Origin of the sequence: Glycomyces buryatensis (assembly GCF_004912275.1) — a bacterium.
Taxonomy (GTDB): Bacteria; Actinomycetota; Actinomycetes; order Mycobacteriales; family Micromonosporaceae; genus Glycomyces; species Glycomyces buryatensis.
This window is the reverse complement of sequence record NZ_STGY01000083.1, coordinates 83,176-103,712: the sequence shown is the minus strand read 5'-3', so window position 1 is coordinate 103,712 and position 20,537 is coordinate 83,176. Positions and strand designations below refer to the sequence as shown.

Below are 20,537 nucleotides of genomic sequence, written 5' to 3'. Positions count from 1 at the left end.
CTCCTTAGAACCGTATTCAGCCGAGGCGTTGTGCCAGTAGATGGAACCCACGATGCACCACGTTCGCCACTCTGGCCTGCGCCGGTGTGGCGCCGCCGTTGGCGAAGGCCCGCCACCGGCTGGCCGCTTCGATCGCGGCCTTGCGCAGTTCGGGACGGGTGGCGCCTTCACGGCCGAGGACGACGCCGGCCTCGTCGGTGAGGGCCAGGCGGGCGACTTCGGCCTCCATGTCGGGAGGCAGGGCGACTTGCCCGGTGGTGACCTGCGCGGCCGCTTCGAGCAGCGGCAGGCGGTGGTATTCGGGGCGGGCGACGACCGATTCGACCGCGCCGCGGAGCAGGTCGCGGTCGGCGGGAGGGCCGGAGGCGGCCGCGGCGTCGAGGCGCCCGAGCGCCCAGCCGGCCTTGATGACGTCGGCCCGCACCCCGAAGATCTGGTGCAAGGTCGTGCGCAGGCGCGGGAAACCGGAGGCGGCGAACAGGAGCCTGACGAGTTCACCGGTGGCCAGGTGCGGGTTGGACTGCAGGTGCGCGATGGCGAAGTGGATGCCGTACAGGTCGAGGCGTTCGAGCAGGCGCTGCCGCTGGGCCTGGTCGACCGGGCCTTCGGTGGAGACGAACAGGCCGGCGGAGGCGAGCATGAGGGCCCTTTTGTCCTCGTCGAGGCCGGCGAGGGTGCGCAGGGCCTCGCAGTCGGCGGCCGTCAACAGTCCGGCCTCGGCGGTCTCGGCGAGGAGGCCGACGACGGGGACGACGTCGCAGACGGCGCGGTGCAGGATCGCCGACTGCTCGGCGGCGATCGGCCCGGCCACCGGCCACGGGTCCTGACCGGGCCCGGGGGCGAGTTTGTCGGCCTTGTTGTACAGGGCGAGCGAGTTCATGGGGGAGGAGGCCAGCTGCTGCGAGGCCTTCGCGAACGCTTCGAGCGCTTCGATGTCGTCGGCGCGGACCTGCTGGGTCACCACGTAGATGATCGCCTCGGCTCCGGCGACGGCCTCGCGGGAGTCGTCGTCGACGTCGTCGGCGATGGGCGCGGCGAACAGCATCTCGCGGGCGGCGTCGGAGATGTCGGTGTTGACCGACTGGAGGCCGGGCGTGTCGACCACGATCAAGTCGCGCAACCGGTCCGAGGAGAGCTGAACGTCGATCATGGCCGCGTCGTCGGCGGGGATCGGCAGCGTCGTCGGGATCATGCCCGAAGCATCGAGCGGCACGGCGTGCTTCTTGCCGTCGCGGGCGATCACGTCGACCCGATCGGCCGGGCCGTAACGGAACTGGGTGACCACGCGGGTGCATTCACCGGCCGCGGTCGGGGCCACCCGGCGCCCGATCAACGCGTTCACCAGTGTGGACTTGCCGGCTTTGAGACGTCCGGCGACGGCGACGCGCAGCGGCTGGGCCAGACGGGCCGCCACCTCCTCGACCACCGGGCGAGTCGATGCGGAGACCTTGCCTGCCAGGTCATCGCACATGCCCGCCACACTCGTGGTCAGCTGCCCTGCCACCATAATCCGCGTATCCCGCCCTCTCCGACTGCAACGATCCGGTCAATGGCCGCGGCCGGTCGACGCCGGTCTGCGGCAACGAAGCTTCCGCAATATCATGAGAGGCGTCGGCGAACCGTCGACGCATTCGACAATACAAACCCGCAGGGACACCCTGCCTCCCCCATTCGTGCCACAGCGTAAGGAGCCCCCTTGGCCGCCCCGTCGTCGCTCACCCCCGGCGTGCAACCCCCGGCGCCCGCCGCCCCCGCGCAGGCTCCGGCCCGGCCTGCGACGCGAGACGACACCGTGCGCGCCATGGCCGCAGCCCTGGCCGGACCCGGACTGGTGATTCTGTCCGGCCCGCCCGGATGCGGACGCACCCGGCTGCTCCAGCGCCTCGCGGGGGCGTCCAAACGTCCCGTCCACGCCGGCGGCGGCCTGTCCATGCTCTCGGGCACCCCCGCCCTCGCACTCGAAAGGGCCACCCGCGCCCGCATGCCCGCCGACGACCTGCCGCTGCTGGCCGAGGCGGTCTACTCCCGCACCCGCGGCGGACTGCTCATCATCGACGACCTGCAATGGTGCGACGCCGCCACGCTCGCCGTCCTCCCCATCCTCGCCCAGCGCCTGCCCATCGCCGCCGCCGTCCGCACCCCCAACCGTCTCCCGGTCGAGGCGTTCGAGCGCCTGCGCGGTGCCGCCCACGTCATCGACGTCCCCGCCCTGACCGATGCCGAAGCGAAAGCGATTGTGGCCGAAGCGGCCCCGGCCCTGCCGGCTCACCGCGTCGCCGCCCTGTGCGAGCGGGCCGGACGCAACCCGCTCGCGCTCGCCGCCCTCGCCCGCGGCGCCGAAGACGGCTCCTCCGGCGCCTATATGGACGGCAGTGCGCCCTCCGAGCCCGCCGCGGCGGCAGCGGCGGCCATCGCCGACCTCCCCAGGGCCGGCCGCACCGCCCTGGCCGCCCTCGGCCTCCTCGGCCGCCCCGCCCACCCCTCGCTCCTCGGCGACGGCGCCGCCATCCTCACCGAAGCCGGCCTCGCCCACACCGACGGCCCCCACCTCAGGCCGGCCAGCCCGTGGATGGCCGAGATCGCCGCCGGCCTCCTGGCGCCCCAGGCCCGCACCGCGATGCACGCGCGCCTGGCCGAGGCCACCGGCGGCGTCGAAGCCGCCCGACACGCCCAGGCCGCCGGCCTCGATGCGGCCGCGCTGGCGCTCGCGCTGGCCGCGGCCGAAGGCGCCACCCCGTCCACTGAGGCCGAAGCGCTCCTGTTGGCCGCCAGCCTCGACTCCGTCCACGCCACCCGCGCCGCCAGGGCCGCGATCGGCGCCGGGCGTCCCCGCGCCGCCCTCGCCGCCCTCGAGCACACCAGAGGCGCCGAGGCCGCGCTCGCCCGCACCTGGGCGCTGCTGTCCATCGGCGACTCCCCGTCGGCGTCCATCGCGCTCATCGAAGCCGAGCCGTGCGCCGAACGGGACCAGCTGCTGCTGCTCACCACGCCCTCGGCCCAGAAGGCCGCGGTCACCGCGCAGCTGCGGTCGGTCTGGGGCGAGCGCATCGACCACCCCGGGCTCGCCGCCGCCCTCGCCGGCGACGACCCCGCCGCCCTCGAAGCCGCCGAAGTCCTCGCCCGCGCCGCCGGCGATACGACCACCGCATCCTGGTGCGCCTGGACCCGCGTGATCGCCCTCGCCGACGCCGCCCGCCTCGCAGAAGCCGAGACCGCCGCCCGCGAAGCGGCCCTGCGCGCCGGGGCCGCCGGCGCCTACTCCTGGCAGACCCGCTTCCTCGCCGCCGCCGCCTGGTGCCTGGTGCTGTCGGGGACGGGCCTGGACAATGTCATCGCCACCGCCCAGAACCTGGCCGACCACACCCTCCCGGCCGTCGCCGACACCCTCGTCGTCGCCGCCATCGCCCTGGCCGAAGCCGACACCGGCGCCCTCGGCGCCGCCCGGGCCCGCCTGGCCCGCCTGTCCGACCCGCCGGCCGCCCTCAGCGGGCTCGTCGCCTGGCTCGAACACGAGACCGCCTGGCTCGACGGCCAACCCGGCCCCGAGGCACCCGACCACACCGCCGGCCTCGTCGGCGGCCTCGCCCACATCACCGGCCGCTGGATCGCCTACGACACCGGCACCGAACCCATCCCCTCCACCGACGCCTGGCCGAGCCCGGTGCAGGCCACCCTCGCCGCCTGGGACCTCGCCCGCGACGAGGCCTTCGCCGAGGCCGCAGGCGCCTGGGACGGGCTGGCCGCCCGCGAACAGGTCCGCTGCCTCCTCGCCCTCGCCGCGCACTCGGCCGACCCCAAGGACGCCATCGCCGCACTCGAAGCGGCCGAACAGGTCGCCGAAGACCACGGACTGCGCGTCTTGGCCGGGCGCGCCCGCCGCTCGCTGCGCCGCCACGACGTGCGACGCGACCGCCGCTCGGCCCGCGGCGGCGGCGGACTGACCGACCGCGAAACCGAGGTGCTGCGCCACGTCGCCGCCGGCCACCCCTCCCGGCGCATCGCCGAGATCCTCGGCATCACCGCCGAGACCGTCGAGACCCACATCCGCTCCGGCATGCGCAAACTCGGCGCCAAGACCCGCACCGAAGCGGCCGTACTGCTCGACGGCGCCGGAGGTGAGCGATGAACGACCAGACCGTGCCGCTGCACGTGGTCAGCGGCGCCGCCGACGCCGACGCGATCGTGCGGCGCTGCGCCGCGGCCGGATGGAAGGCCCACCGCGGCTTCGCGCTGCTGGAGCCCGCCTGGGACCTGGCCGAACGGCGCCTGCTCGCCCACGGCGCCGTCACCGACGACCACACCGCCTCCCAAGCGGTCCTGGCCGCCGCCCGCGGGGCCGGCATCGTCGCCGTCGCGGCCGGGCAGATCGCCTTGGCGCTGGCCGCCGACCTGCGTCGCGTCGGGCCGCTGGGGGTCACTCCGGGCAAAGAAGCGCCCGCCGACGGCCTCGATCTCGATGCCGAACAGCGGGCCCTGCTCGCCCGGCTCGCCGGCGGCTCCACCATCGCGGCCGCCGCCGAAGCGGAATTCGTGTCACTGCGCACGGCGAACCGGCGCATCGCGGCCGCCCGCGGGGCCCTGGGCGTCAAGACCACACGCGAGGCGGTCATGCTCTACATCAAGCACGCCCGCGACTGACCCGAGGTGGGTGGCCTCCTCAACCGAGCTCGGCGAGTTTCGCCTCGGCCTCCTCCAGTTGGCGGCGCAGCCGCGCGGCCTCCTCGGCCGCCTCCGACCGAATCTTCTCGACCACTTCGGACACCAGCACGTCGATGTCGGGCGATTCCGAGGCCGCGCACATCGCCAGCGCGGCGGAGTGGGAGACCTTGGCGCCCTTGACGATCGTGCGCGCGCCCTTGGCGGCGGCCGCGGCCCATTCCCCGTCCTCATAGGTGAGGGTGATGGTCAACTCGGGGTGGCGGTCCTTCGCCGGCCGGGCACGGGGCGCCTTCTTGCGGACCGGGGCGGCCTCGATGGCGGTTTCAGTGTTCGCGTCGGACACGCTGGGCTTCTTCCTGGCAGGGGCGCTTTTGGGCGCCGGTTCGTCATCGGGCAGCAGACCCGGCCCCGACGGGGCCTTGGGTGCGGGCTCTTCGGCCGCGGCCCTCTGGCGCGGGGCGCGGGCACGGGATCCCTCGCCGGGTTTGGGCAGACGCAGTTCGCCAGGGGCGAACGGCAACTGGTCCGACCCGAAGGCCACCAGCACGAAGTCGCCCTCGCGGGCCTCCTCCAGCGCCACGACCTTCCCGGCCTTCCCGGCCACCTGCCCGGCGGCGTCGGTGAACATCACCTTCGGTTTCTTCCCTTGCGCCAACACCGATTCCAAATGGGTGATGTCGGCACTCGACAATGACATCGGGGGCTCCTTTCCGGTCACCTGAGCTGAGACATTGCGTTGCATCCTCCAATACCTACCCGCCGGGTACGACACCGCCCCGGCCCAGTGGGACGCAGGAACATCCGCTGGTCTTCGCCATCGGTCCATCCGGCATTCCCCTGCCCGCCCACCAGCGCACATACGCTCGGGGCCATGAGAGTCGCCCTCGTCACCGAATCCTTCCCGCCACAGGTCAACGGCGTCGCCCGCGCCGTCGCCCGACACGCCGAGCACCTGGCCGCCCGCGGCCTGGAACCGGTGGTCATCGCCCCCGACCCCGGACCGGGCCCGGCCCCGTCCTTCGACTGGCCGGTCGTCCACGTCCCCTCCATCGCCGTCCCCGGCTACCGGGGCTTTCGCGCCGGCCTGGCCGGGCGGGCCCTGGAGAACGCGCTGGAGCACTACCGGCCCGACATCGTCCACCTCGCCAGCCCCTTTGGATACACCGCCCGGGCCGGTGAATGGGCCGACCGCCGCGACGTTCCGACCGTCGCGGTCTGGCAGACCGATCTGCCGGCCTACACCCGCGCCTACCATCTGACCGCGTTCGAACAGCTGGTGTGGGCACGGTTGCGGCGCATCCACTCCCGCGCCCAGGTCAATCTCGCCCTGACCGACCACACCGCCAGAGCCCTGGCGGCTCAGGGGATCGGCGGCGTCGCCGTCGTCGGGCACGGCGTCGACACCACCCGCTTCCACCCCTCCTGGCGCGACCGTGGCCTCCACGACGCGCTCACGCCGAACGGGGAACTCCTGGTCGGCTACGTCGGGCGTCTGGCCCGCGAGAAGCAGATCCACGACCTCGCGGGCGTCGCCAACCTGCCGGGGGTGCGCGTCGTGGTCGCCGGCGACGGGCCCCGGCGCCGCTGGCTCGAGCGCATCCTGCCGCAGGCGGCCTTCCTCGGATCCCTCGCCGGAGAAGACCTCTCGCGCCTGTACGCCACCCTCGACCTGTTCGTCCACACCGGACCGTTCGAGACGTTCGGGCAGACCATCCAGGAAGCCCATGCCTCGGCCGTGCCGGTCGCCTGCGTCGAGGCCGGAGGCGCGGCCGAACTGGTCGACCCCGGCGTCGACGGCGTCCACTTCGCCCCCGGCGACCGCATCGGCCTCGCCGCTGCCGTCGCCGATCTGGCCGGCCAGCGGGGCCTGCTCCGCGAGTGGGGCCGCAAGGGGCACCTCAAGGTCCAGAGCCGCACGTGGGAGGCCGAGGGCGATGCGATCATCGGGCACTATCGGCGAGCGCTCGCCGCCGCCGGGGTGCCGGCTTAGGCGTAGCGGCGCCGATGCGGCCCCACGGCTTGATGTAGGAGATCGCCGTCAGGGCGATGAAGGTCGAGGAGGAGACGATGGGGCCCATGACGACGCCCTGGTCGAGCAGGGCCAGGCGGCCCGGGTCCAGCCCCTCGGCGGTCTCGGCGAGGCCGGGGCCGAGCAGGAACACCGTGAGCGTGTAGATGACGGCGGTGGCCAGCAGCTTCACCAGGACCCACCGGTAGCGGACCGTCCACCTGGTGCCGAGCATGAGCAGCACACCGGAGGCCAGTGCGAGCGCGCCGATCGGCACGGCGATGGTCGTCGCCAGCATCGCGGCGGCTCGCCCGGCGGCGTACTGCATCCCGGGGTCGGTGGTGGTGAGGGTGGTGATGCCCAGGGCCAGCAGGCAGAGCGCGAGCCCGAGCCAGGCGAGCGAGGAGGCCACGTGGACGATGATGGCGCCTCGGTAGGCGCTGCGGTTGAGTTTCATGCCTTCACATTCGCGCCACCGGTCGCGCCGGCACATCCGATTCGGAGCGTATTCGCCGCTACGGCGAGACGCTGAAGACCGCTACGCGGCCGCCACCTCCGAGGCCTTCTCCGGGGCGGAGCGGCGGGCGGCCCGCAGCGCGATCAGCGGGAAGAGCAGGACCGAGAGCATGGCGGCGCCGACCATGGCCGCCTCGACCGACTCGTCGATCAGTCCGCGATCGGCCGCGACGCCCGCGGCGATGACCACGATGGGCAGCTGCGTGGCCGCGAGTGGAGCGAGCGTGGCCCGCTGCGCCCGATTCAGCAATCGGGCGAAGACGGCCCAGGTGACGACGCCGCGGACGAGGGCGAACAGGCCGAGGAACACCGGGATGAGCGCCAGCGCGGCGGGGCTGGAGAGCAGTTCGCCGAGCTCGAAGCCGATGCCGGTGTAGATGAAGAACACCGGGACGAGCCAGCCGAAGCCGATGCCGTCGAGTTTCGATTGGACCTGCTCGGCCTCCCGCTCGTCCAGGGCCGACAGCAGGACGTGCATGCAGACGCCGGCGGCGAAGGCGCCCAAGGCGATGTCGACGCCCAGTTCGACAGCGAGGAGGACGGCGGCGAGGAGGACCAGGACGCACAGGCGGATCGCGAATTGGACGCTGGTGCCGAGGGTGGCCGACAGCATCCGCGAGACGCGTTCGGAGTGGCGCATGGAGCCCCAGAACGCGGCGGCGACGGCCAGGCCGGCGAGGCCGATGACGAGGGTGGTCTTGCCGTCGTGGCTGCCTTCTGAGAACAGCAGGGCCAACAGCATGATCGGGGCGAATTCGCCGACGGCGCCGGTGGCCATGAGGGAGGGGCCGACCTTGTCCGACAGCAGTCCGGCGTCGCGGGCGATGGGCAGGATCGTGCCCAGCGCGGTCGAGGAGATCCCGATCGCGATGATCAGGGCGGCCATGGGGGCGTCGACGGTCCGAACGAGCAGGAAGGCCGCGGCGAAGGAGACGATCCAGCCGGCGACTGCCAGGGCGATGGGTTTGCCGCGGATGGCGCGGAAGTCGATCTCGTAGCCGGCCAGGAAGAACAGCAGCGCCATGCCCAGGTCCGAGATGGAGGCGAGGACGATGCCGGGCTCGACCAAACCGAGCATGTAGGGGCCGATGGCGATGCCGATGAGGATCTCCACGACCACCGACGGCAGCCGGACCCACCGTTCGAGGCGGTCCGAGGCGAGCGGGGCCAAGACGGCGGCGAAGGCCACGATGACGAGGTCGATCGCCAGGTCCTGACCGATGATGATCTCCACTGCCGGAGCCTAACGGTCCGAAGGGGATTGACGGGGCGCTTCGGGGGCCTACGCCCACCTCGGACAGGGGGACCAGCGACACTACCGGCCGGTAACGTTCGGGCGTAGCGTTGACGCATGAACCAGGAAGCCGCACCCAAGCCCCGCCTGCGGGGCTGGATCCACCTCGCCGCCTTCCCCATCGCCATCGCCGCCGGACTCATCCTGGTCGCCACCGGCCCGACCCAAGCGGCACGCCTCGCCGCCGCGATCTACGTCGCGACCTCGGCGGCCCTGTTCGGCGTCTCGGCCCTCTACCACCGCTCACGCCTGAGCCCTGCGGCAACGGCCTGGCTCAAGCGCATCGACCACGCCAATATCTATCTCATCATCGCCGGCACCTACACGCCCGTCGCCGTGCTCGCCCTCGGCGGGGCCGCCCGGGCCTGGCTGCTGACGATCATCTGGACCGGCGCTATCGCCGGCGTCGTCTTCCGCACGCTCTGGGTCGGCGCGCCGCGCTGGCTCTACACGGCCCTGTACATCGTGCTGGGTTGGGCGGCGGTGTTCGTCATGCCGCAACTGGCCGACGGCGCCGGGGTGCTAGCGACGGTGCTGATCATCGGCGGCGGCGTGCTGTACACCGCCGGCGGCGTCATCTACGGACTCAAGCGCCCCGATCCGAGCCCGAGCTGGTTCGGGTTCCACGAGGTCTTCCACTCCTTCACCCTCGCGGCCTACATCGCGCAGTTCGCGGCGGTCGCGCTGGTCGTCCAGTCGGCTTGAGCGCGATATCGTTGCCTCCTACCGCAAGAGGGAGGCGCTATGAGCGACAGGCAGGCCCGCGGCGTGGACCGTCAGATCCAAGACGCCGAGGCACGGGGCGAGTTTCGGAACCTGCCGGGCGCCGGCAAGCCGTTGAACCTGGGCGATACGAGCCCGGACTGGTGGCTGCGGCAGAAGACGACGCGGGAGAACATCGGCGCCGAGGCCCTGCCGCCGGCGCTGCGCCTCGGCAAGGAACTCGAGGACCTCCCGGACCGGCTCGATGCGCTGGCCGCAGAGGCGGACGTGCGCGAAGCGATCGACGAGTTCAACGTCCGCATCCGCAAAGCACTGATCGCCCCGACCGACGGACCGCCGCTGCGGTTCGGCCTGGTCGACGCCGAAGCGACCGTGGCCGCTTGGCGCGAGAGGCGCACTCCGGCGGGGGAGTGACGCACTAGGCACCCATCCGCACCGCCGAACAAGTCCTGTTCAGCGCCGCCTGCCTCATCGCTGCCCAATGACAACGCAAAACGCCCGCCACCTTCGGGGTGGCGGGCGTCGGGCATCAAACGTCAGCGAACCGGGCGACCGAACGTCACATACGCGTACCCGACCAGACCCCGGTGCCCCCGCAGCCACCAGTTCCGGTGCTCGTCGACGCCCTCACGGATCTGTTCGGCCCGTTCATCATCCGGGTGCTCCAGCAGCCAAGTCTCCTTGTCGGCCAAGAACCCCGACTCGAAATACTCCCACTCACCACGCTCGACCGACGTCACCTGCAACGGCCGCAGGCCCGCACCGATCCCGGCATCGACCAACTCCGGCAAAGGCAGCATCTCCTCGACCGTCGTCCCCGGCCACATCGTCGCCAGCTCCGCCTCGGTCGGAATCCGCTCCCAGAACGCGTCCCCGAACAGCAACCGCCCGCCCGGATTCACCAGCTTCGCCAACCCGGCCAGCGCCGGGGCCGTCCCGCCGAACGCATGCGCAGCCCCGCTGCACACCACCAGATCCGCCGGCTCCGTCCAGTCCTCACCGAGATACTCCACGAACCGCACCCGCTCCGCCAGACCACGCGCCTCGGCATTCGCCCGACCCCGGTCCAACAGCTCGGTATCGCCGTCGATCCCGACCGCGCTGGCCGCCGGGACCGCAGCGGCCAGGCGAAGCAGCAGTTCGCCCCAGCCGCAACCGATGTCGGCGATCGTCGCCGGGGAAGCGGCGGCCAGGTCGTGCACGAGCCGGTCGGCCCGCCACGGGGCGATAGGGGAGTTGAAGTCAACGTGGCCGTAACGCTTCGGCCCATCATGAGAAGTCATCGCCCGCACCATAACGCTCGGGCCGCGCCGGTGCAATCGAGTATCGGGTCCGGCTACGGTGGGGCCATGATCGTGGTACACGCCTACGTCTACGCCCAGACCGAGCATCGCGAGGCCTACCGGGCCGGCCTGCAAGCGATGCGGGAGGCGACGCTCGCCGGCGACGCCGGATGCCTCGAGTACTCGGTGTGGGCCGACTCCGACGACCCGGACAAATTCGTGTTCGTCGAACGCTGGACCGACCTGGCATCCCTCAAGGCCCACATCGATGCGCCCCACCACGTCGGGGCGAGCGCGGCGCTGGAAGCGCTCCGCGCCCGCCCCGCCGACATTCACGTCTTCGAGGCCGAACCCATCGACCTCTAGAGGGTCAACTCCCGGCGCCTCGCGCTGACGGCCCGGGCCGTCTCGGCCTCGACCAGGTCCATATTGATCATCGCTCCCGCCATGGTGCCGCCGGCGGCCGAGGCGACGACCTGCGCCATCGGGTTCGCCACGTTCCCGGCCACCCACACCCCCGGCACCGACGTCTTCCCCGTCGGATCGGTCTCGACCTTCGTGCCGAACGCGGGCTCACCCGGGCGCGCCTCGACCGCCTCCAGACCCAGATCCGCCAGGAACGGCGCCGCAGCGTCGGGGGCGGTGCCGACCACCAGCGCCGCGCACGCCACGCGCCGACCCGAAGCGAGCACCACGGCCGCGAGACGGTCGTCCTCGACCTCCACCGCGGTCACCTCGCCTTCGACCAGGTCGATGCCGCGCGCGGCAAGGCGCTCTTCGTCATCGGCGGCGAACGCTCCGGCGGTGTGCCGCAGGACCGTCACCGCATCGCTCCACTGCCGCCACAGCAGCGCCTGGTGCATCGCCACGGCCGGGTCCGTCGCCAGGATCGCGATCCGCCGGTCCTGGACCTCCCAGCCGTGGCAGTACGGGCAGTGCAGGACCTCGCGGCCCCAGCGCTCGGCCAGCCCGGGAATCTGGGGGAGATGGTCGACCGCGCCGGTGGCGACCAGCAGCCGGTCGGCCGACACGGCCCGGCCGCCATCGAGACGCACCGCGAACCGGTCACCGTCCCTTTTGACGGTGTCGACGCCGTCCTCCCAGACTTCGCCGCCGTAGCCGCGAACCTCGGCCCGGCCCGCCGCCGTGAACTCACCGGGAGGCATGCCGTCCCGCGTCAGGTACGAATGCACCCCCTCGGCCGGGGCATTGCGCGGCGCGCCCGCATCGATCACCAGCACCGTGCGCCTGGCCCGCGCCAATGTCACCGCCCCGCTCAAACCGGCCGCCCCGCCGCCGATCACCACGACCTCGAAATGCTGCTCCTGCATGATTCCTCCTACGAACATCGTCTGATCCGATGCTGCACCGAATCCCGAAACAGGAGCAAATTTCTTGCCGATATGGCAATATTGGATCCATGGACGACAATGAGCTCGACTCGGTCCTCACCGGCGTCGGCGCCCGGCTCAAAGACCTCCGCCGCAGGCAGGGGACCACCCTCACCGAACTGGCCGAGACCACCGGCATCTCCCTGTCCACCCTCTCCCGCCTCGAATCGGGCAAACGCAAACCCACCCTCGAACTTCTCCTCCCGATCGCCGCCGCCCACCGCGTCCAACTCGACGACCTCGTCGGCGCCCCCACCACCGGCGACCCCAGAGTCCACATGCGCCCATTCCAACGCCACGGCCAGACCTTCATCCCACTCACCCAAGGCTTCGCCGGACTCCAGGCCTACAAACAGATCCGCCCACCCGACGGCCCCGACAAACCCGCACAGCGCACCCACGAAGGCTACGAATGGCTCTACATCCTCTCCGGGAAACTGCGCCTCGCCCTCGGATCCCACGACCTCACCCTCGGCCCCGGCGAAGCCGCCGAATTCGACACCCGCGTCCCACACGGCTTCTCCAACCCCGGCACCGAACCCGTCGAATTCCTCGCCATCTTCGGCCCCCAGGGGGAGAAGATCCACGTCAAAGCCCGACCCAAAACCACCTGACTCCCGTCACACCCGCATGACACACTCGCCCCCATGACCAACGTACCCAAGGACACCCTCCAGCGCTACCTCCAAGAAGGCCGCGACGCCCTGCTGTGGAAACTCGACGGCCTGTCCGAATACGACCGACGCAGGCCCCTCACCCCCACCGGCACCAACCTCCTCGGCCTGGTCAAACACGTCGCCTGGACCGAATGCGAATACCTCGGCACCGTCTTCGACCGCCCCATGGCCGACCTGCCCTGGACCTACGAAGAAGCCGAAGACAACACCGACATGTGGGCCACCGCCGACGAGTCCACCGAGTTCATCACCGACGTCTACCACGGCGTCTGGGCCAACTCCGACGCCACCATCGCCGCCCTCGACCTCGAAGCGACCGGCACCGTCCCCTGGTGGAGACCCGAAAGCCGGACCGTCACCCTCCACCGGATCCTCATCCACACCATCGCCGAAACCCACCGCCACGCCGGCCACGCCGACATCGTGCGCGAAACCATCGACGGCGACGTCGGCATGGCCAGGGGCAACGACAACCTGCCACCGGCCGACCAGCAATGGTGGACCGACTACCGAACCAAACTCGAAGCCACCGCCAACAGCTTCCGCTAACCCACAAGGCACCCAGCCCGCAGCGGCCGCGACCGACCCGCACCAAAACGGGCCCCGGCAGCGAACCCCACCGAGGCCCAAGTCACCAAACAGGACAAACCTCCCTCGCCAGCGCGGGGGAGTAGCAGCACTAATCCGCCTCGGTCGGCCGCTCCAAACGCACCTCGGCCGCCAGAGCTCGCCGGCGCCACGACTCCACCTCACCGCGCAACCCCTGGACGTCCGTGCTGGCGGCCTCCAATTTCGACTCAAGGACGCGCTGATCGGATGCCAGCGCCGAAACCTGGTCGGCGCTGGCCGCCAACGCCTGTCGGGCGGCTTCGGCTTCACCGACGGCCTTTTCGGCGTCCCTGCGAGCAATGGCAAGGTCACCGAGGAGCGTTTCCACCCGGGAGCGCTCAGCGTCACGCTCACCGGCCAGCGCCGCGGCACGGGCATCGGCCCTGGCGAGTGCCTCCTGGCCGGCGCGGACGGCGGCCTCGGCTTCGGTGGCGATCTGCTCGGCCCGGGCCCGGGCCCGGTCGGCCTCGCCGCGTGCGGCGGTGGCCGCCTCGTCGGCGGCGGCCTGCGCATTGCGGGCCGCGTCGCTGTCCTCGCGTGCGGTCTTCGCCTCGCCGAGCGCGGCCTGTGCCGACGCTTCAGCGTCTTCCCGTGCGGCCGTGGCCGCTTCGACTTCCTCGCGCGCGGACAATATCTGCGCGTCGGCCTCGGCCCTGGTCTGCTCGGCGGCCTTGACCGCCGCCACCCGAGCCGTCACGGCCTCCTTGGCACGGACCTGCGCCTCCTCGGCCGAGGAGGCGAGCCGTTCGATCTCGATTCGCGCCGCGGCCAGTTCCTCCGCGAGTGATTCGGACCGGCCGGTCACCTCGTTGCGTTCGGCCCTGGCGGCGGCGACCGCGCCGGCGGCTTCTGAGCGGACTTCGGCCAGGCGTGCCTCGACCTGGGCCGGATCGGTCTCGGCCCGGAGCGCCTCGGCGAGCGGCGCCAGGGCGGCTGTCATGGACTGGTCGATCTGCTCGTACAGCTCCTCGGCGCGTGCGAGCGCGCCTTCGAGTCCTGGGGTGGCCCGGCGCAGCTCGCGCTGCCGTTTCGCTTGAGCGGCGCAATCGCCTTCCGCGCAGTACAGCCGCGGGCGCCCCCGGCCGGCCTGCTGAGGGATCGGGTTCCCGCACCGCTTGCACAACGTCACTGTTTTTGTCACGGGCACACCCTACCATTATTTATTTCCGTTTTTAATATTTAAAAACTAGAAAAACAACTTCGCTCTACGCCTATACATAACTCACGAGAAGTGCCGTTCCCGCAAGTTATGTATTATTTGGGCGTTCTCGGGTTGTGGGGTCGACGGGTGCCCAAATCGCGGATCGGCCGAGTGGCACGCCGCCGTGCGCCTCTTGGCCGATCGGGGCGTTCTGGTGTCGCTGCGGATGCCGGGCCGCGTTCGGACGAGATGGCGCGGCCGGCCCGACCGATGAGTGTGGCCGCCGCCGGACCTGGCCGGTTTGTGTCTGATCGCGAACTATAGGGTGCACGGCGTGCGAATATTGAAGTCGATATTAAGAAAATTAAGGTTTGGTCGTTGTAAACTTAAGAATCTTAAGATACAACTGAAAGACGGGAACGTTGTCGAGCATGAAGGAGCCGAGCATGGATTGGCAGGATCTGACGGACCTGACGCAGGGGCGGGAGTTCGTGGTCGAGCGGGTCCGCCTCGTCGACAGCGGTGTCGCGGTCGAGGGTCAGTTCGAGCCGCCGCAACTGTTTCAGCTCAGCGTCGACGACCAGGTGTTCGTTTCCGCATTCGTCTTGGCGCACGGTTCGATCAAGGACATGGAGCGGATCTTCGGGGTCAGCTATCCGACGATCAAGTCCCGCTTGAACCGCATCGCCGAGGTCCTCGACTTCGTCGACACCGACCCGCCGCCCACCAACGCCGATGTCGTCGACCGTCTGCGGCTGGGCGAGATCTCCGCCGAAGAGGCACTGGCCGAATTGGAGCGGCTCCGATGATTCCGCAGCTGGTGACAGTCCGTCGGCGCCGGGCCGACGGGCGGTGGCGGCGGTTGTTCATCCCCGTCGTGCCGGTGGCGCTGCTGCTGTCGCCGTTGCTGCTGCTCGCGGTAGTGGGCGGGGTGGTCGCTTGCTTCATGTTCGACGTGCGCCCGCTGGGTGCGCTGCGCGGCATCGGGCGGGTGCTGTGGGCGCTGCCGGGCACGCGGTTCGAGTTCGAAGAGGGCCGCACGGCCCTGCACGTCCGCATCAGGTAAATCGGAGAGGAAACAGAAGCCATGAGTGAGCAACGCCGCCAGATTCTGGAAATGCTGGCCGAAGGCAAGATCACCGCCGACGAGGCCGAGCGGCTGATCAATGCCGTCGAGCGCGAACAGCCCGAGTCCTCGCTGGGAATCGGCGCCCGTTCGAAGGCCAAGCCGAAGTACCTGCGCGTCGTGCTGAACTCGGCCGACGGCAGCGGTGGCCAGGACCGGATCAATGTCCAGGTCCCCCTGCAGCTGCTGCGAGCCGGGGTCCGGCTCACCAGCCTCATCCCCCCGCGGGCGATCACCCTGGCCAACGAGGAGCTGGACAAGTCGGGATTCCCGATCGACCTCAACGAGCTCAAGCCGCAGCAGCTCGAGGAGCTCATCGACCACCTTGACGAGGTCATTGTGGATATCGACGATGCCGACACCTCCATCCGGGTCTTCTGCGAATAACTCCCCCGTCACTCCGGAGCGTCGACCGTCATGGGTGGTCGACGCTCCGGGCCTCCCTTAGCTTGCGGGAATCGAGACTGGTGCGCTGGCGGCCTCGCATCGGGACCGAATCCGATTTCGAAGCCGCGGCCCGGCGGGTAGCGTTCTCTCCGTGGAGATCACGTTTCGTCCCGGCCGGGCAGATGAGGCGCCGAGTATTTCGGCCTTGGCGTTGCGGTCCAAGGGGTATTGGGGTTACAGCCAGGAATTCCTCGACTCGGTCCGGGCGGAACTGACCTACTCGCCGCAGGTGTGCGCCTCGGGAGGCCTCGTCGTCGCCGAACGGGCGCAGCGGGTGCTGGGCTTCTACCGTCTGGTCGCGCTCGTCCCGGTCAGCAAGCTCGAATCGCTGTTCGTCGACCCGGACGCCATCGGCACCGGCGTGGGCAAGGCCCTGCTCGAACACGCGCTGGCCGCGGCCGAGGCGTTCGGAGCCGAGGCGGTCACGCTCGACGCGGACCCGAATGCGGAGCCGTTCTACGCGGGGAACGGCGCGGTCCGCACCGGCGCGATCCCCAGTGCGTCGATCCCCGGCAGGTCGCTGCCCATCATGCGGTTCGACCTCGCCGGTGCGTCCCGAAGCGGTTCGGCGGGTTCGACCTGAAGCCGAAGCGGCTCACGGTGAGTGCCCCTGCGTCTCACAGGTCGGCGAGGAGGTCGTCAAGGGCCCGGTTCAGAGCTTCGACATTGGACGGGCCGAACCAGGTGGTGCGGATGCGTTCGTTGTTTCCGTTCGGGGTCTCGTGGTCGGCGGCGAGTTGGTTGAGGGAGCGGGCCTCGTCGCCGAGGGCGCGGCCGACGCCCTGGAAGAGCCCGCGGATGTAGCGGTCGGCGTCGGCCTCGGGGATGCCTTTGCCTGCGGCCCATGACGTGAGCGCCGCGAGATACGAGTAGTGGGTGGTCAGCGTCCCCGTCAAGGTCGAGAAGACGTTGAAGGAGGCCTCGTCGGCGATCGGGAGCGCCCCGCCCAGGTAGTCGAACAGCGCGTCCGACTCCGGGTGGGACGGGAACGTCACCGTCACGGAGCGGCGCTCGCGAACGGAGGGCAGCGGGATGGCCCGCACCAGCGGGACATCGGTGGCGAGGATCTGGCGCAGCTCGGCATTGGCGACGCCGGCCATCACGTTGATCACCAGCTTGTCGCCGTCCACCCGCAGGCCGGCCAATGCGTCGCGGCGGTCGCCGCGGCGTACGGCGATGATCACGATCTCGGAGCGGTCCACGACCTCCTGGTTATCGGCGCAGACTCGCACGTCCTCGTAGCGCGAGGAGAGCTCGGCGGCCGTGCTGGCTCCTCGCGGTGAAAGGAACACTTCCGGTGTCTCGTCTCCCCCGTCGCGCAGGCCCATGACGATGGCGCGGCCGATCTCGCCCACTCCGATGATGCCGATGCGCTTCATGGTGTCTGCTCCTTGTCTACGCCGGTGCTGTCTTGATGCGGAGCGTACTGGCGACCGTCTTCTCGGCTTGGGCGAGGACTTCGATGTCGCCGGCGCGCAGGATGATCGAGGCGACCCGGTCTCTCGATGACCGGTACTGCGCGACCTTGTCCCCCACGGCGACGTCGATTTGGAGGTCGACGACTTCGGGGAGGCGGCGCGCGGCGGCGAGCTACTGTGGTCCGGTTCGGTGATCAGCCTCATCGGCGACGGTGCCACCTGGACCGCGCTGGCCTGGCTGGCCATCACCATTGGCGACGCGGGCTCGGTCGCCATCATGGCCGTGTGCTACACGCTGCCGATCCTCATCGGCGGCACCATCATCGGGCCGCTCATGGACCGCCTGTCCCGCCGTTTCATGCTGGTGGCCGACTCACTGCTGCGGGCCGCGATCATCGGCGCGATCCCGTTGATCGCGTTCGCCGGTGAGCTGGCCCTGTGGCACCTGTACGTCGCAGCCGTCAAATACGGCCTGCTCAAGATCGTGCCGCTCGCGGTGGTGCCGACGCTCGTCCCCGAACTGGTCGAGAAGCGGGCGCTGCGTTCGGCGACCGCGTTGGAGTCGATCGCCTACGGCGCGGCGGGCATGGCCGGCCCCGCCATCGGTGGTGTCCTCATCGGACTTTTCGATGCGCCGACGGTCCTGCTGCTCGACGCCCTCACCTATCTCGCCTTCGCCGGCTGCGTCATCGCGATCAAGGCGCCGCTGGCCGCCCCCGAGGGCAACACCAGCATGAGCCTGCGCGAGAGCTTCGGGTGGAAACCCGTGTTCAACCTGTTCCGCAGCGACGGGGTACTCGTCTCGCTCACGGTCAGTTTCGCGCTGTTCAACGCCACGGTCGGCATGATCCGCGTCGTCATCCCCTGGCTCGTTGTCGAACAACTCCACGCCGGCGCCGGCACCCTCGGCGTCGTCCTCGGCATCGCCAACTCCGGGGCATTGATCGGCGCGTTCCTGTCCGGCGTGGTCAGACCGACCTACCGACAAAGGCCACCACCGGCTCATAAGGCCCAGGTCAGGTCGCCCGAGGCGCACACCGTCCCGATGGACCCGAACACGAGGTCCTCGGCGAAGGTGTGCGCCTCGGCGCTGAGGGCCGCCATCGCGTCGGTCGGCAGCACCACCCGGTAGCCGTAGTCTGAGGCGCATTGGGCGGCCGACTCGACGCCGAAGGTCGTGACGAGCCCGGCGACCACGACCGTCTCGATTCCCCGCTCCACCAGGGTCTCGCGCAGTTCGGTCTCGTGAAAGGCGTTCCAGGCCCGCTTGACGACTACCGGCTTGCCGGGCCCCGGGTCGCATTCGGCGGCCAGGTCGCTGCCGGGCGGCTGCTGGTCGACGCCGGGCCGCTCGACCCTGACCCACACCACCAGGCCCCCGGCGCGACGGGCGGCCCCGGCCAGCGCCAGGCATGCCCCGAGGACTTCGGTGCCGGTCCTGGGGTGGGTGTCGCGGGCGATGATGCGGGGCATGAGGTCGATCAGGAGCAGCGCGGTGCTGGGGGTGTCCAGTTGCATGGTTTCCATGGTGCCCTAGGCGATATGGGCCCTCACGTCGCGGTCTTGGCGATGCAGAACTCGTTGCCTTCGGGGTCGGCCATGAGCAGGTGGTGGCCCTCGAACTCCTCCAGGATTGTCCCGCCCGCCGCCACGAGGCGTTCGGCTTCGGCCTTGAGCTGAGCCCATTGACGTGCACGGCTGCCGTCGACCGGCACTCGAATGTCGATGTGGAGGCGGTTCTTCACCGTCTTGGGTTCGGGGACCTTGAGGATGGACAGGCGCGGCCCGACGCCGCCTGGGTCGCACAGCCAGGCGCCGTCATCGTCGGATTCGTCCTCGGCCGGCTCGAACTGGGCCAGCCATTCCTCGCGGGTCTTGAAGGGCGCGGGCGGGGGTTCGTCGATGTAGCCCAGGGCGGTCTTCCAGAACGCGGCGAGGCGCTGGGCGTCGGCGCAGTCCAAGGTCAGATCGATGGTGGCTGCCATGTCGTGACGGTACGCCGCGACTGTGACACCCCGGTCAGATCACTCCGGCTTGGACGAGTCGTTGCTGGAGCCCCTCCCAGGTGTCTTCGGTGGCGCCGCCGGGTCTCGGCCCGGCGGGTCGGTCTTTGAAGCCCGAGGAGGTGGAGATGCAGACGACGGGGCCGCCGGGGGCGGCGCCGGCGTTGAGTCCGGCCAGTCCCGCCGCGGCGGAGAGTTCGACCCACAGGCCTTGGCGCCGCAGCTGGTCTTGGGCGGCGCGCATCTGTTTGTCGCTCACGCGCATGGAGCGGCCGGCGCTGGTGGCGGCGAGGGTGGCGCGGTAGCCGCCGACGGCGCAGGTGATGGCGTAGGCGTCCGACGGCCCAGGCTGGACCCGGGCGGCCGGCAGGCCCTGTTCGATGGCGGCGGTCAAGGGTCCGGCGGCGGCCGGTTCGCAGGCGACGAGTTCGGGGACGCGGTCGGTCAGTCCGAGGCGGTGCAGTTCGGTGAAGCCCTTCCAGACGCCGAAGAGGAGCTCGCCGTAGCCGGTGGGCATGTACACCGCGGCGGGCGCTCCGATGTCGGCGGCGATCTCGTAGGCGATGGTCTTGTAGCCCTCGACGCCGAAGGGGTGCCCGGTGTGGGTGACCGTGGTGCTGGAGACGGGGTGGAATCCGGTGTGCTCGACGATGGCCCGCAGGAGCGGCCTGCGGGCGTGGTCGGGCGCGGCGAACACGTGTGCCCCGTAGGCGCCCATGAACTCCAGGACGGCGGGAGGGGTGTCGGTGGCGGTGAGGACGATGCAGTCGAGTCCGGCGCGGGCGGCGTAGGCGGCGGCCGAGGCGCCGTGGTTGCCCGACGAGGACACGGCGATGCCGCGGGCTCCGGCACCGACGGCGGCGCTGGCGGCGCAGCGGTTGAGGCGGTCCTTGTGGCTCCAGGTCGGGTTCTGCGACTCGTCCTTGATGTACACGTCCCGACCGATCGGCACCAGCGGGGTGCGGCCTTCGCCGAGGCCGGGCGCATGCAGCGGCGGCAGCAGGGACGCCCACCGGTCCAGGCCGCCGTCGCCCCGCCCGTCGAGGAACCCGGGTTCGAGCCGGTCGTAGTCGTAGTCCACTTCGATCGGATAGGCGACCTCGCCGGTGCTGGTTTCGGGGCAGCCTTCGAGCATCGGCGGCCACAAGGGGAACCGCAGCGACTCATCGCCCAGGGATCGTTGCGCTTCGGCAAGGGACACAACGTCGGTCATGTCCCGAACCTACACCGCCGGCCCGTCTT

At 70.7% G+C, this 20,537-nt stretch carries 24 protein-coding genes and 1 pseudogene; 13 read left to right on the top strand and 12 right to left on the bottom strand.

Features of this window, described 5'->3' with window-relative positions; all coding sequences use genetic code 11:
* Positions 1 to 16: 16 nt before the first annotated feature.
* Positions 17 to 1,507, bottom strand: a complete 1,491-nt coding sequence (locus FAB82_RS25325) for a dynamin family protein (RefSeq protein ID WP_136537348.1) — start codon at positions 1,505 to 1,507, stop codon at positions 17 to 19.
* Between the two features lie 189 nt (positions 1,508 to 1,696).
* Here FAB82_RS25325 and FAB82_RS25320 point away from each other — a divergent pair, with 189 nt between their 5' ends.
* The gene (locus FAB82_RS25320) at positions 1,697 to 4,126 is read left to right on the top strand and encodes a helix-turn-helix transcriptional regulator (protein WP_211116855.1); all 2,430 of its coding nucleotides are present in this window, start codon (positions 1,697 to 1,699) and stop codon (positions 4,124 to 4,126) included.
* Entirely contained in the window at positions 4,123 to 4,638 is a 516-nt protein-coding gene (locus tag FAB82_RS25315; protein ID WP_136537347.1) for a helix-turn-helix domain-containing protein, read from the top strand. The genes FAB82_RS25320 and FAB82_RS25315 overlap by 4 nt, the downstream gene beginning before the upstream one ends.
* A 19-nt stretch (positions 4,639 to 4,657) precedes the next feature.
* Here the strand turns inward: FAB82_RS25315 and FAB82_RS25310 are convergent, their stop codons facing one another.
* Entirely contained in the window at positions 4,658 to 5,356 is a 699-nt protein-coding gene (locus tag FAB82_RS25310) for a DUF6319 family protein (RefSeq protein ID WP_136537346.1), read from the bottom strand.
* Positions 5,357 to 5,530: 174 nt separating this feature from the next.
* Between FAB82_RS25310 and FAB82_RS25305 the strand changes: the two genes are divergently transcribed.
* Positions 5,531 to 6,649: a glycosyltransferase gene (locus FAB82_RS25305; protein ID WP_136537345.1), complete on the top strand. Its 1,119-nt coding sequence runs from the start codon at positions 5,531 to 5,533 to the stop codon at positions 6,647 to 6,649.
* Here FAB82_RS25305 and FAB82_RS25300 read toward each other — a convergent pair.
* Both FAB82_RS25300 and FAB82_RS25295 read right to left on the bottom strand, forming a co-directional pair.
* Positions 6,600 to 7,124, bottom strand: a complete 525-nt coding sequence (locus tag FAB82_RS25300) for a DUF2269 domain-containing protein (RefSeq protein WP_136537344.1) — start codon at positions 7,122 to 7,124, stop codon at positions 6,600 to 6,602. The genes FAB82_RS25305 and FAB82_RS25300 overlap by 50 nt on opposite strands.
* Before the next feature lie 81 nt (positions 7,125 to 7,205).
* Positions 7,206 to 8,417: a cation:proton antiporter gene (locus FAB82_RS25295; protein ID WP_136537343.1), complete on the bottom strand. Its 1,212-nt coding sequence runs from the start codon at positions 8,415 to 8,417 to the stop codon at positions 7,206 to 7,208.
* A 117-nt stretch (positions 8,418 to 8,534) separates the two neighbouring features.
* On the opposite strand from FAB82_RS25295, the gene trhA reads away from it, so the two are divergent.
* Together trhA and FAB82_RS25285 are read left to right on the top strand one after the other, a co-directional pair.
* On the top strand, positions 8,535 to 9,182 hold the full coding sequence (gene trhA / locus FAB82_RS25290) for a PAQR family membrane homeostasis protein TrhA (protein ID WP_136537342.1): 648 nt from the start codon (positions 8,535 to 8,537) through the stop codon (positions 9,180 to 9,182).
* 39 nt (positions 9,183 to 9,221) lie between these two features.
* Positions 9,222 to 9,614 carry a DnaJ family domain-containing protein gene (locus tag FAB82_RS25285; RefSeq protein ID WP_136537341.1) on the top strand — a complete coding sequence of 131 codons (393 nt, stop codon included), beginning with the start codon at positions 9,222 to 9,224 and terminating at the stop codon, positions 9,612 to 9,614.
* A 122-nt stretch (positions 9,615 to 9,736) separates the two neighbouring features.
* Here FAB82_RS25285 and FAB82_RS25280 read toward each other — a convergent pair whose 3' ends face one another.
* The gene (locus FAB82_RS25280; RefSeq protein ID WP_136537340.1) at positions 9,737 to 10,483 is read right to left on the bottom strand and encodes a methyltransferase domain-containing protein; all 747 of its coding nucleotides are present in this window, start codon (positions 10,481 to 10,483) and stop codon (positions 9,737 to 9,739) included.
* Positions 10,484 to 10,549: 66 nt separating this feature from the next.
* Here FAB82_RS25280 and FAB82_RS25275 point away from each other — a divergent pair, with 66 nt between their 5' ends.
* On the top strand, positions 10,550 to 10,849 hold the full coding sequence (locus FAB82_RS25275) for a putative quinol monooxygenase (protein ID WP_168801767.1): 300 nt from the start codon (positions 10,550 to 10,552) through the stop codon (positions 10,847 to 10,849).
* Here the strand turns inward: FAB82_RS25275 and FAB82_RS25270 are convergent.
* Positions 10,846 to 11,814 (bottom strand): NAD(P)/FAD-dependent oxidoreductase, encoded by a 969-nt coding sequence (locus FAB82_RS25270; protein ID WP_136537338.1) that lies wholly within the window; start codon positions 11,812 to 11,814, stop codon positions 10,846 to 10,848. The genes FAB82_RS25275 and FAB82_RS25270 overlap by 4 nt on opposite strands.
* An 89-nt stretch (positions 11,815 to 11,903) precedes the next feature.
* On the opposite strand from FAB82_RS25270, the gene FAB82_RS25265 reads away from it, so the two are divergent.
* Positions 11,904 to 12,488 carry a helix-turn-helix domain-containing protein gene (locus FAB82_RS25265; protein WP_136537337.1) on the top strand — a complete coding sequence of 195 codons (585 nt, stop codon included), beginning with the start codon at positions 11,904 to 11,906 and terminating at the stop codon, positions 12,486 to 12,488.
* A gap of 33 nt (positions 12,489 to 12,521) precedes the next feature.
* A complete protein-coding gene (locus tag FAB82_RS25260; protein ID WP_136537336.1) occupies positions 12,522 to 13,100 on the top strand; it encodes a DinB family protein in 579 nt (192 codons plus the stop codon).
* Positions 13,101 to 13,230: 130 nt separating this feature from the next.
* Here FAB82_RS25260 and FAB82_RS25255 read toward each other — a convergent pair whose 3' ends face one another.
* Positions 13,231 to 14,301 (bottom strand): coiled-coil domain-containing protein, encoded by a 1,071-nt coding sequence (locus tag FAB82_RS25255; RefSeq protein ID WP_136537335.1) that lies wholly within the window; start codon positions 14,299 to 14,301, stop codon positions 13,231 to 13,233.
* Between the two features lie 446 nt (positions 14,302 to 14,747).
* Between FAB82_RS25255 and FAB82_RS25250 the strand changes: the two genes are divergently transcribed.
* The 4 genes from FAB82_RS25250 (at position 14,748) to FAB82_RS25235 (ending at position 16,457) form a co-directional block, all read left to right on the top strand.
* Entirely contained in the window at positions 14,748 to 15,110 is a 363-nt protein-coding gene (locus tag FAB82_RS25250; RefSeq protein ID WP_136537334.1) for a DUF2089 domain-containing protein, read from the top strand.
* Positions 15,111 to 15,121: 11 nt separating this feature from the next.
* The gene (locus FAB82_RS25245; RefSeq protein ID WP_211116853.1) at positions 15,122 to 15,367 is read left to right on the top strand and encodes a hypothetical protein; all 246 of its coding nucleotides are present in this window, start codon (positions 15,122 to 15,124) and stop codon (positions 15,365 to 15,367) included.
* A gap of 21 nt (positions 15,368 to 15,388) precedes the next feature.
* On the top strand, positions 15,389 to 15,814 hold the full coding sequence (locus FAB82_RS25240) for a DUF2089 domain-containing protein (protein ID WP_136537332.1): 426 nt from the start codon (positions 15,389 to 15,391) through the stop codon (positions 15,812 to 15,814).
* 151 nt (positions 15,815 to 15,965) lie between these two features.
* Positions 15,966 to 16,457, top strand: coding sequence for a GNAT family N-acetyltransferase (locus tag FAB82_RS25235; RefSeq protein WP_211116852.1), 492 nt, complete (start codon positions 15,966 to 15,968; stop codon positions 16,455 to 16,457).
* 34 nt (positions 16,458 to 16,491) lie between these two features.
* Here the strand turns inward: FAB82_RS25235 and FAB82_RS25230 are convergent, their stop codons facing one another.
* Both FAB82_RS25230 and FAB82_RS27320 read right to left on the bottom strand, forming a co-directional pair.
* Positions 16,492 to 17,253, bottom strand: coding sequence for an NAD(P)-binding domain-containing protein (locus FAB82_RS25230; RefSeq protein WP_136537331.1), 762 nt, complete (start codon positions 17,251 to 17,253; stop codon positions 16,492 to 16,494).
* A 16-nt stretch (positions 17,254 to 17,269) separates the two neighbouring features.
* The gene (locus FAB82_RS27320; protein ID WP_246039826.1) at positions 17,270 to 17,410 is read right to left on the bottom strand and encodes a hypothetical protein; all 141 of its coding nucleotides are present in this window, start codon (positions 17,408 to 17,410) and stop codon (positions 17,270 to 17,272) included.
* Between the two features lie 12 nt (positions 17,411 to 17,422).
* On the opposite strand from FAB82_RS27320, the pseudogene FAB82_RS27680 reads away from it, so the two are divergent.
* Positions 17,423 to 18,253 (top strand): annotated as a pseudogene (locus FAB82_RS27680) (MFS transporter); the annotation flags it as partial.
* A 41-nt stretch (positions 18,254 to 18,294) separates the two neighbouring features.
* On the opposite strand, the gene FAB82_RS28215 reads toward FAB82_RS27680, so the two are convergent.
* From FAB82_RS28215 to FAB82_RS25210, 3 genes are read right to left on the bottom strand one after another with little or no spacing between them, the layout of a single operon-like run.
* Positions 18,295 to 18,810: a cysteine hydrolase family protein gene (locus tag FAB82_RS28215; protein ID WP_246039825.1), complete on the bottom strand. Its 516-nt coding sequence runs from the start codon at positions 18,808 to 18,810 to the stop codon at positions 18,295 to 18,297.
* 32 nt (positions 18,811 to 18,842) lie between these two features.
* Positions 18,843 to 19,277: a VOC family protein gene (locus FAB82_RS25215; RefSeq protein WP_136537328.1), complete on the bottom strand. Its 435-nt coding sequence runs from the start codon at positions 19,275 to 19,277 to the stop codon at positions 18,843 to 18,845.
* 34 nt (positions 19,278 to 19,311) lie between these two features.
* On the bottom strand, positions 19,312 to 20,508 hold the full coding sequence (locus FAB82_RS25210; protein WP_211116851.1) for a threonine synthase: 1,197 nt from the start codon (positions 20,506 to 20,508) through the stop codon (positions 19,312 to 19,314).
* Between the last annotated feature and the right edge of the window lie 29 nt (positions 20,509 to 20,537).

Bases quoted from the DNA above. Each gene is read 5' to 3' on its own strand.
- FAB82_RS25325 (WP_136537348.1), bottom strand. From the start codon at position 1,507: ATGGTGGCAGGGCAGCTGACCACGAGTGTGGCGGGCATGTGCGATGAC.
- FAB82_RS25315 (WP_136537347.1), top strand. From the start codon at position 4,123: ATGAACGACCAGACCGTGCCGCTGCACGTGGTCAGCGGCGCCGCCGAC.
- FAB82_RS25310 (WP_136537346.1), bottom strand. From the start codon at position 5,356: ATGTCATTGTCGAGTGCCGACATCACCCATTTGGAATCGGTGTTGGCG.
- FAB82_RS25305 (WP_136537345.1), top strand. From the start codon at position 5,531: ATGAGAGTCGCCCTCGTCACCGAATCCTTCCCGCCACAGGTCAACGGC.
- FAB82_RS25300 (WP_136537344.1), bottom strand. From the start codon at position 7,124: ATGAAACTCAACCGCAGCGCCTACCGAGGCGCCATCATCGTCCACGTG.
- trhA (WP_136537342.1), top strand. From the start codon at position 8,535: ATGAACCAGGAAGCCGCACCCAAGCCCCGCCTGCGGGGCTGGATCCAC.
- FAB82_RS25285 (WP_136537341.1), top strand. From the start codon at position 9,222: ATGAGCGACAGGCAGGCCCGCGGCGTGGACCGTCAGATCCAAGACGCC.
- FAB82_RS25280 (WP_136537340.1), bottom strand. From the start codon at position 10,483: ATGACTTCTCATGATGGGCCGAAGCGTTACGGCCACGTTGACTTCAAC.
- FAB82_RS25275 (WP_168801767.1), top strand. From the start codon at position 10,550: ATGATCGTGGTACACGCCTACGTCTACGCCCAGACCGAGCATCGCGAG.
- FAB82_RS25270 (WP_136537338.1), bottom strand. From the start codon at position 11,814: ATGCAGGAGCAGCATTTCGAGGTCGTGGTGATCGGCGGCGGGGCGGCC.
- FAB82_RS25265 (WP_136537337.1), top strand. From the start codon at position 11,904: ATGGACGACAATGAGCTCGACTCGGTCCTCACCGGCGTCGGCGCCCGG.
- FAB82_RS25260 (WP_136537336.1), top strand. From the start codon at position 12,522: ATGACCAACGTACCCAAGGACACCCTCCAGCGCTACCTCCAAGAAGGC.
- FAB82_RS25250 (WP_136537334.1), top strand. From the start codon at position 14,748: ATGGATTGGCAGGATCTGACGGACCTGACGCAGGGGCGGGAGTTCGTG.
- FAB82_RS25240 (WP_136537332.1), top strand. From the start codon at position 15,389: ATGAGTGAGCAACGCCGCCAGATTCTGGAAATGCTGGCCGAAGGCAAG.
- FAB82_RS25230 (WP_136537331.1), bottom strand. From the start codon at position 17,253: ATGAAGCGCATCGGCATCATCGGAGTGGGCGAGATCGGCCGCGCCATC.
- FAB82_RS28215 (WP_246039825.1), bottom strand. From the start codon at position 18,810: ATGCAACTGGACACCCCCAGCACCGCGCTGCTCCTGATCGACCTCATG.
- FAB82_RS25215 (WP_136537328.1), bottom strand. From the start codon at position 19,277: ATGGCAGCCACCATCGATCTGACCTTGGACTGCGCCGACGCCCAGCGC.
- FAB82_RS25210 (WP_211116851.1), bottom strand. From the start codon at position 20,508: ATGACCGACGTTGTGTCCCTTGCCGAAGCGCAACGATCCCTGGGCGAT.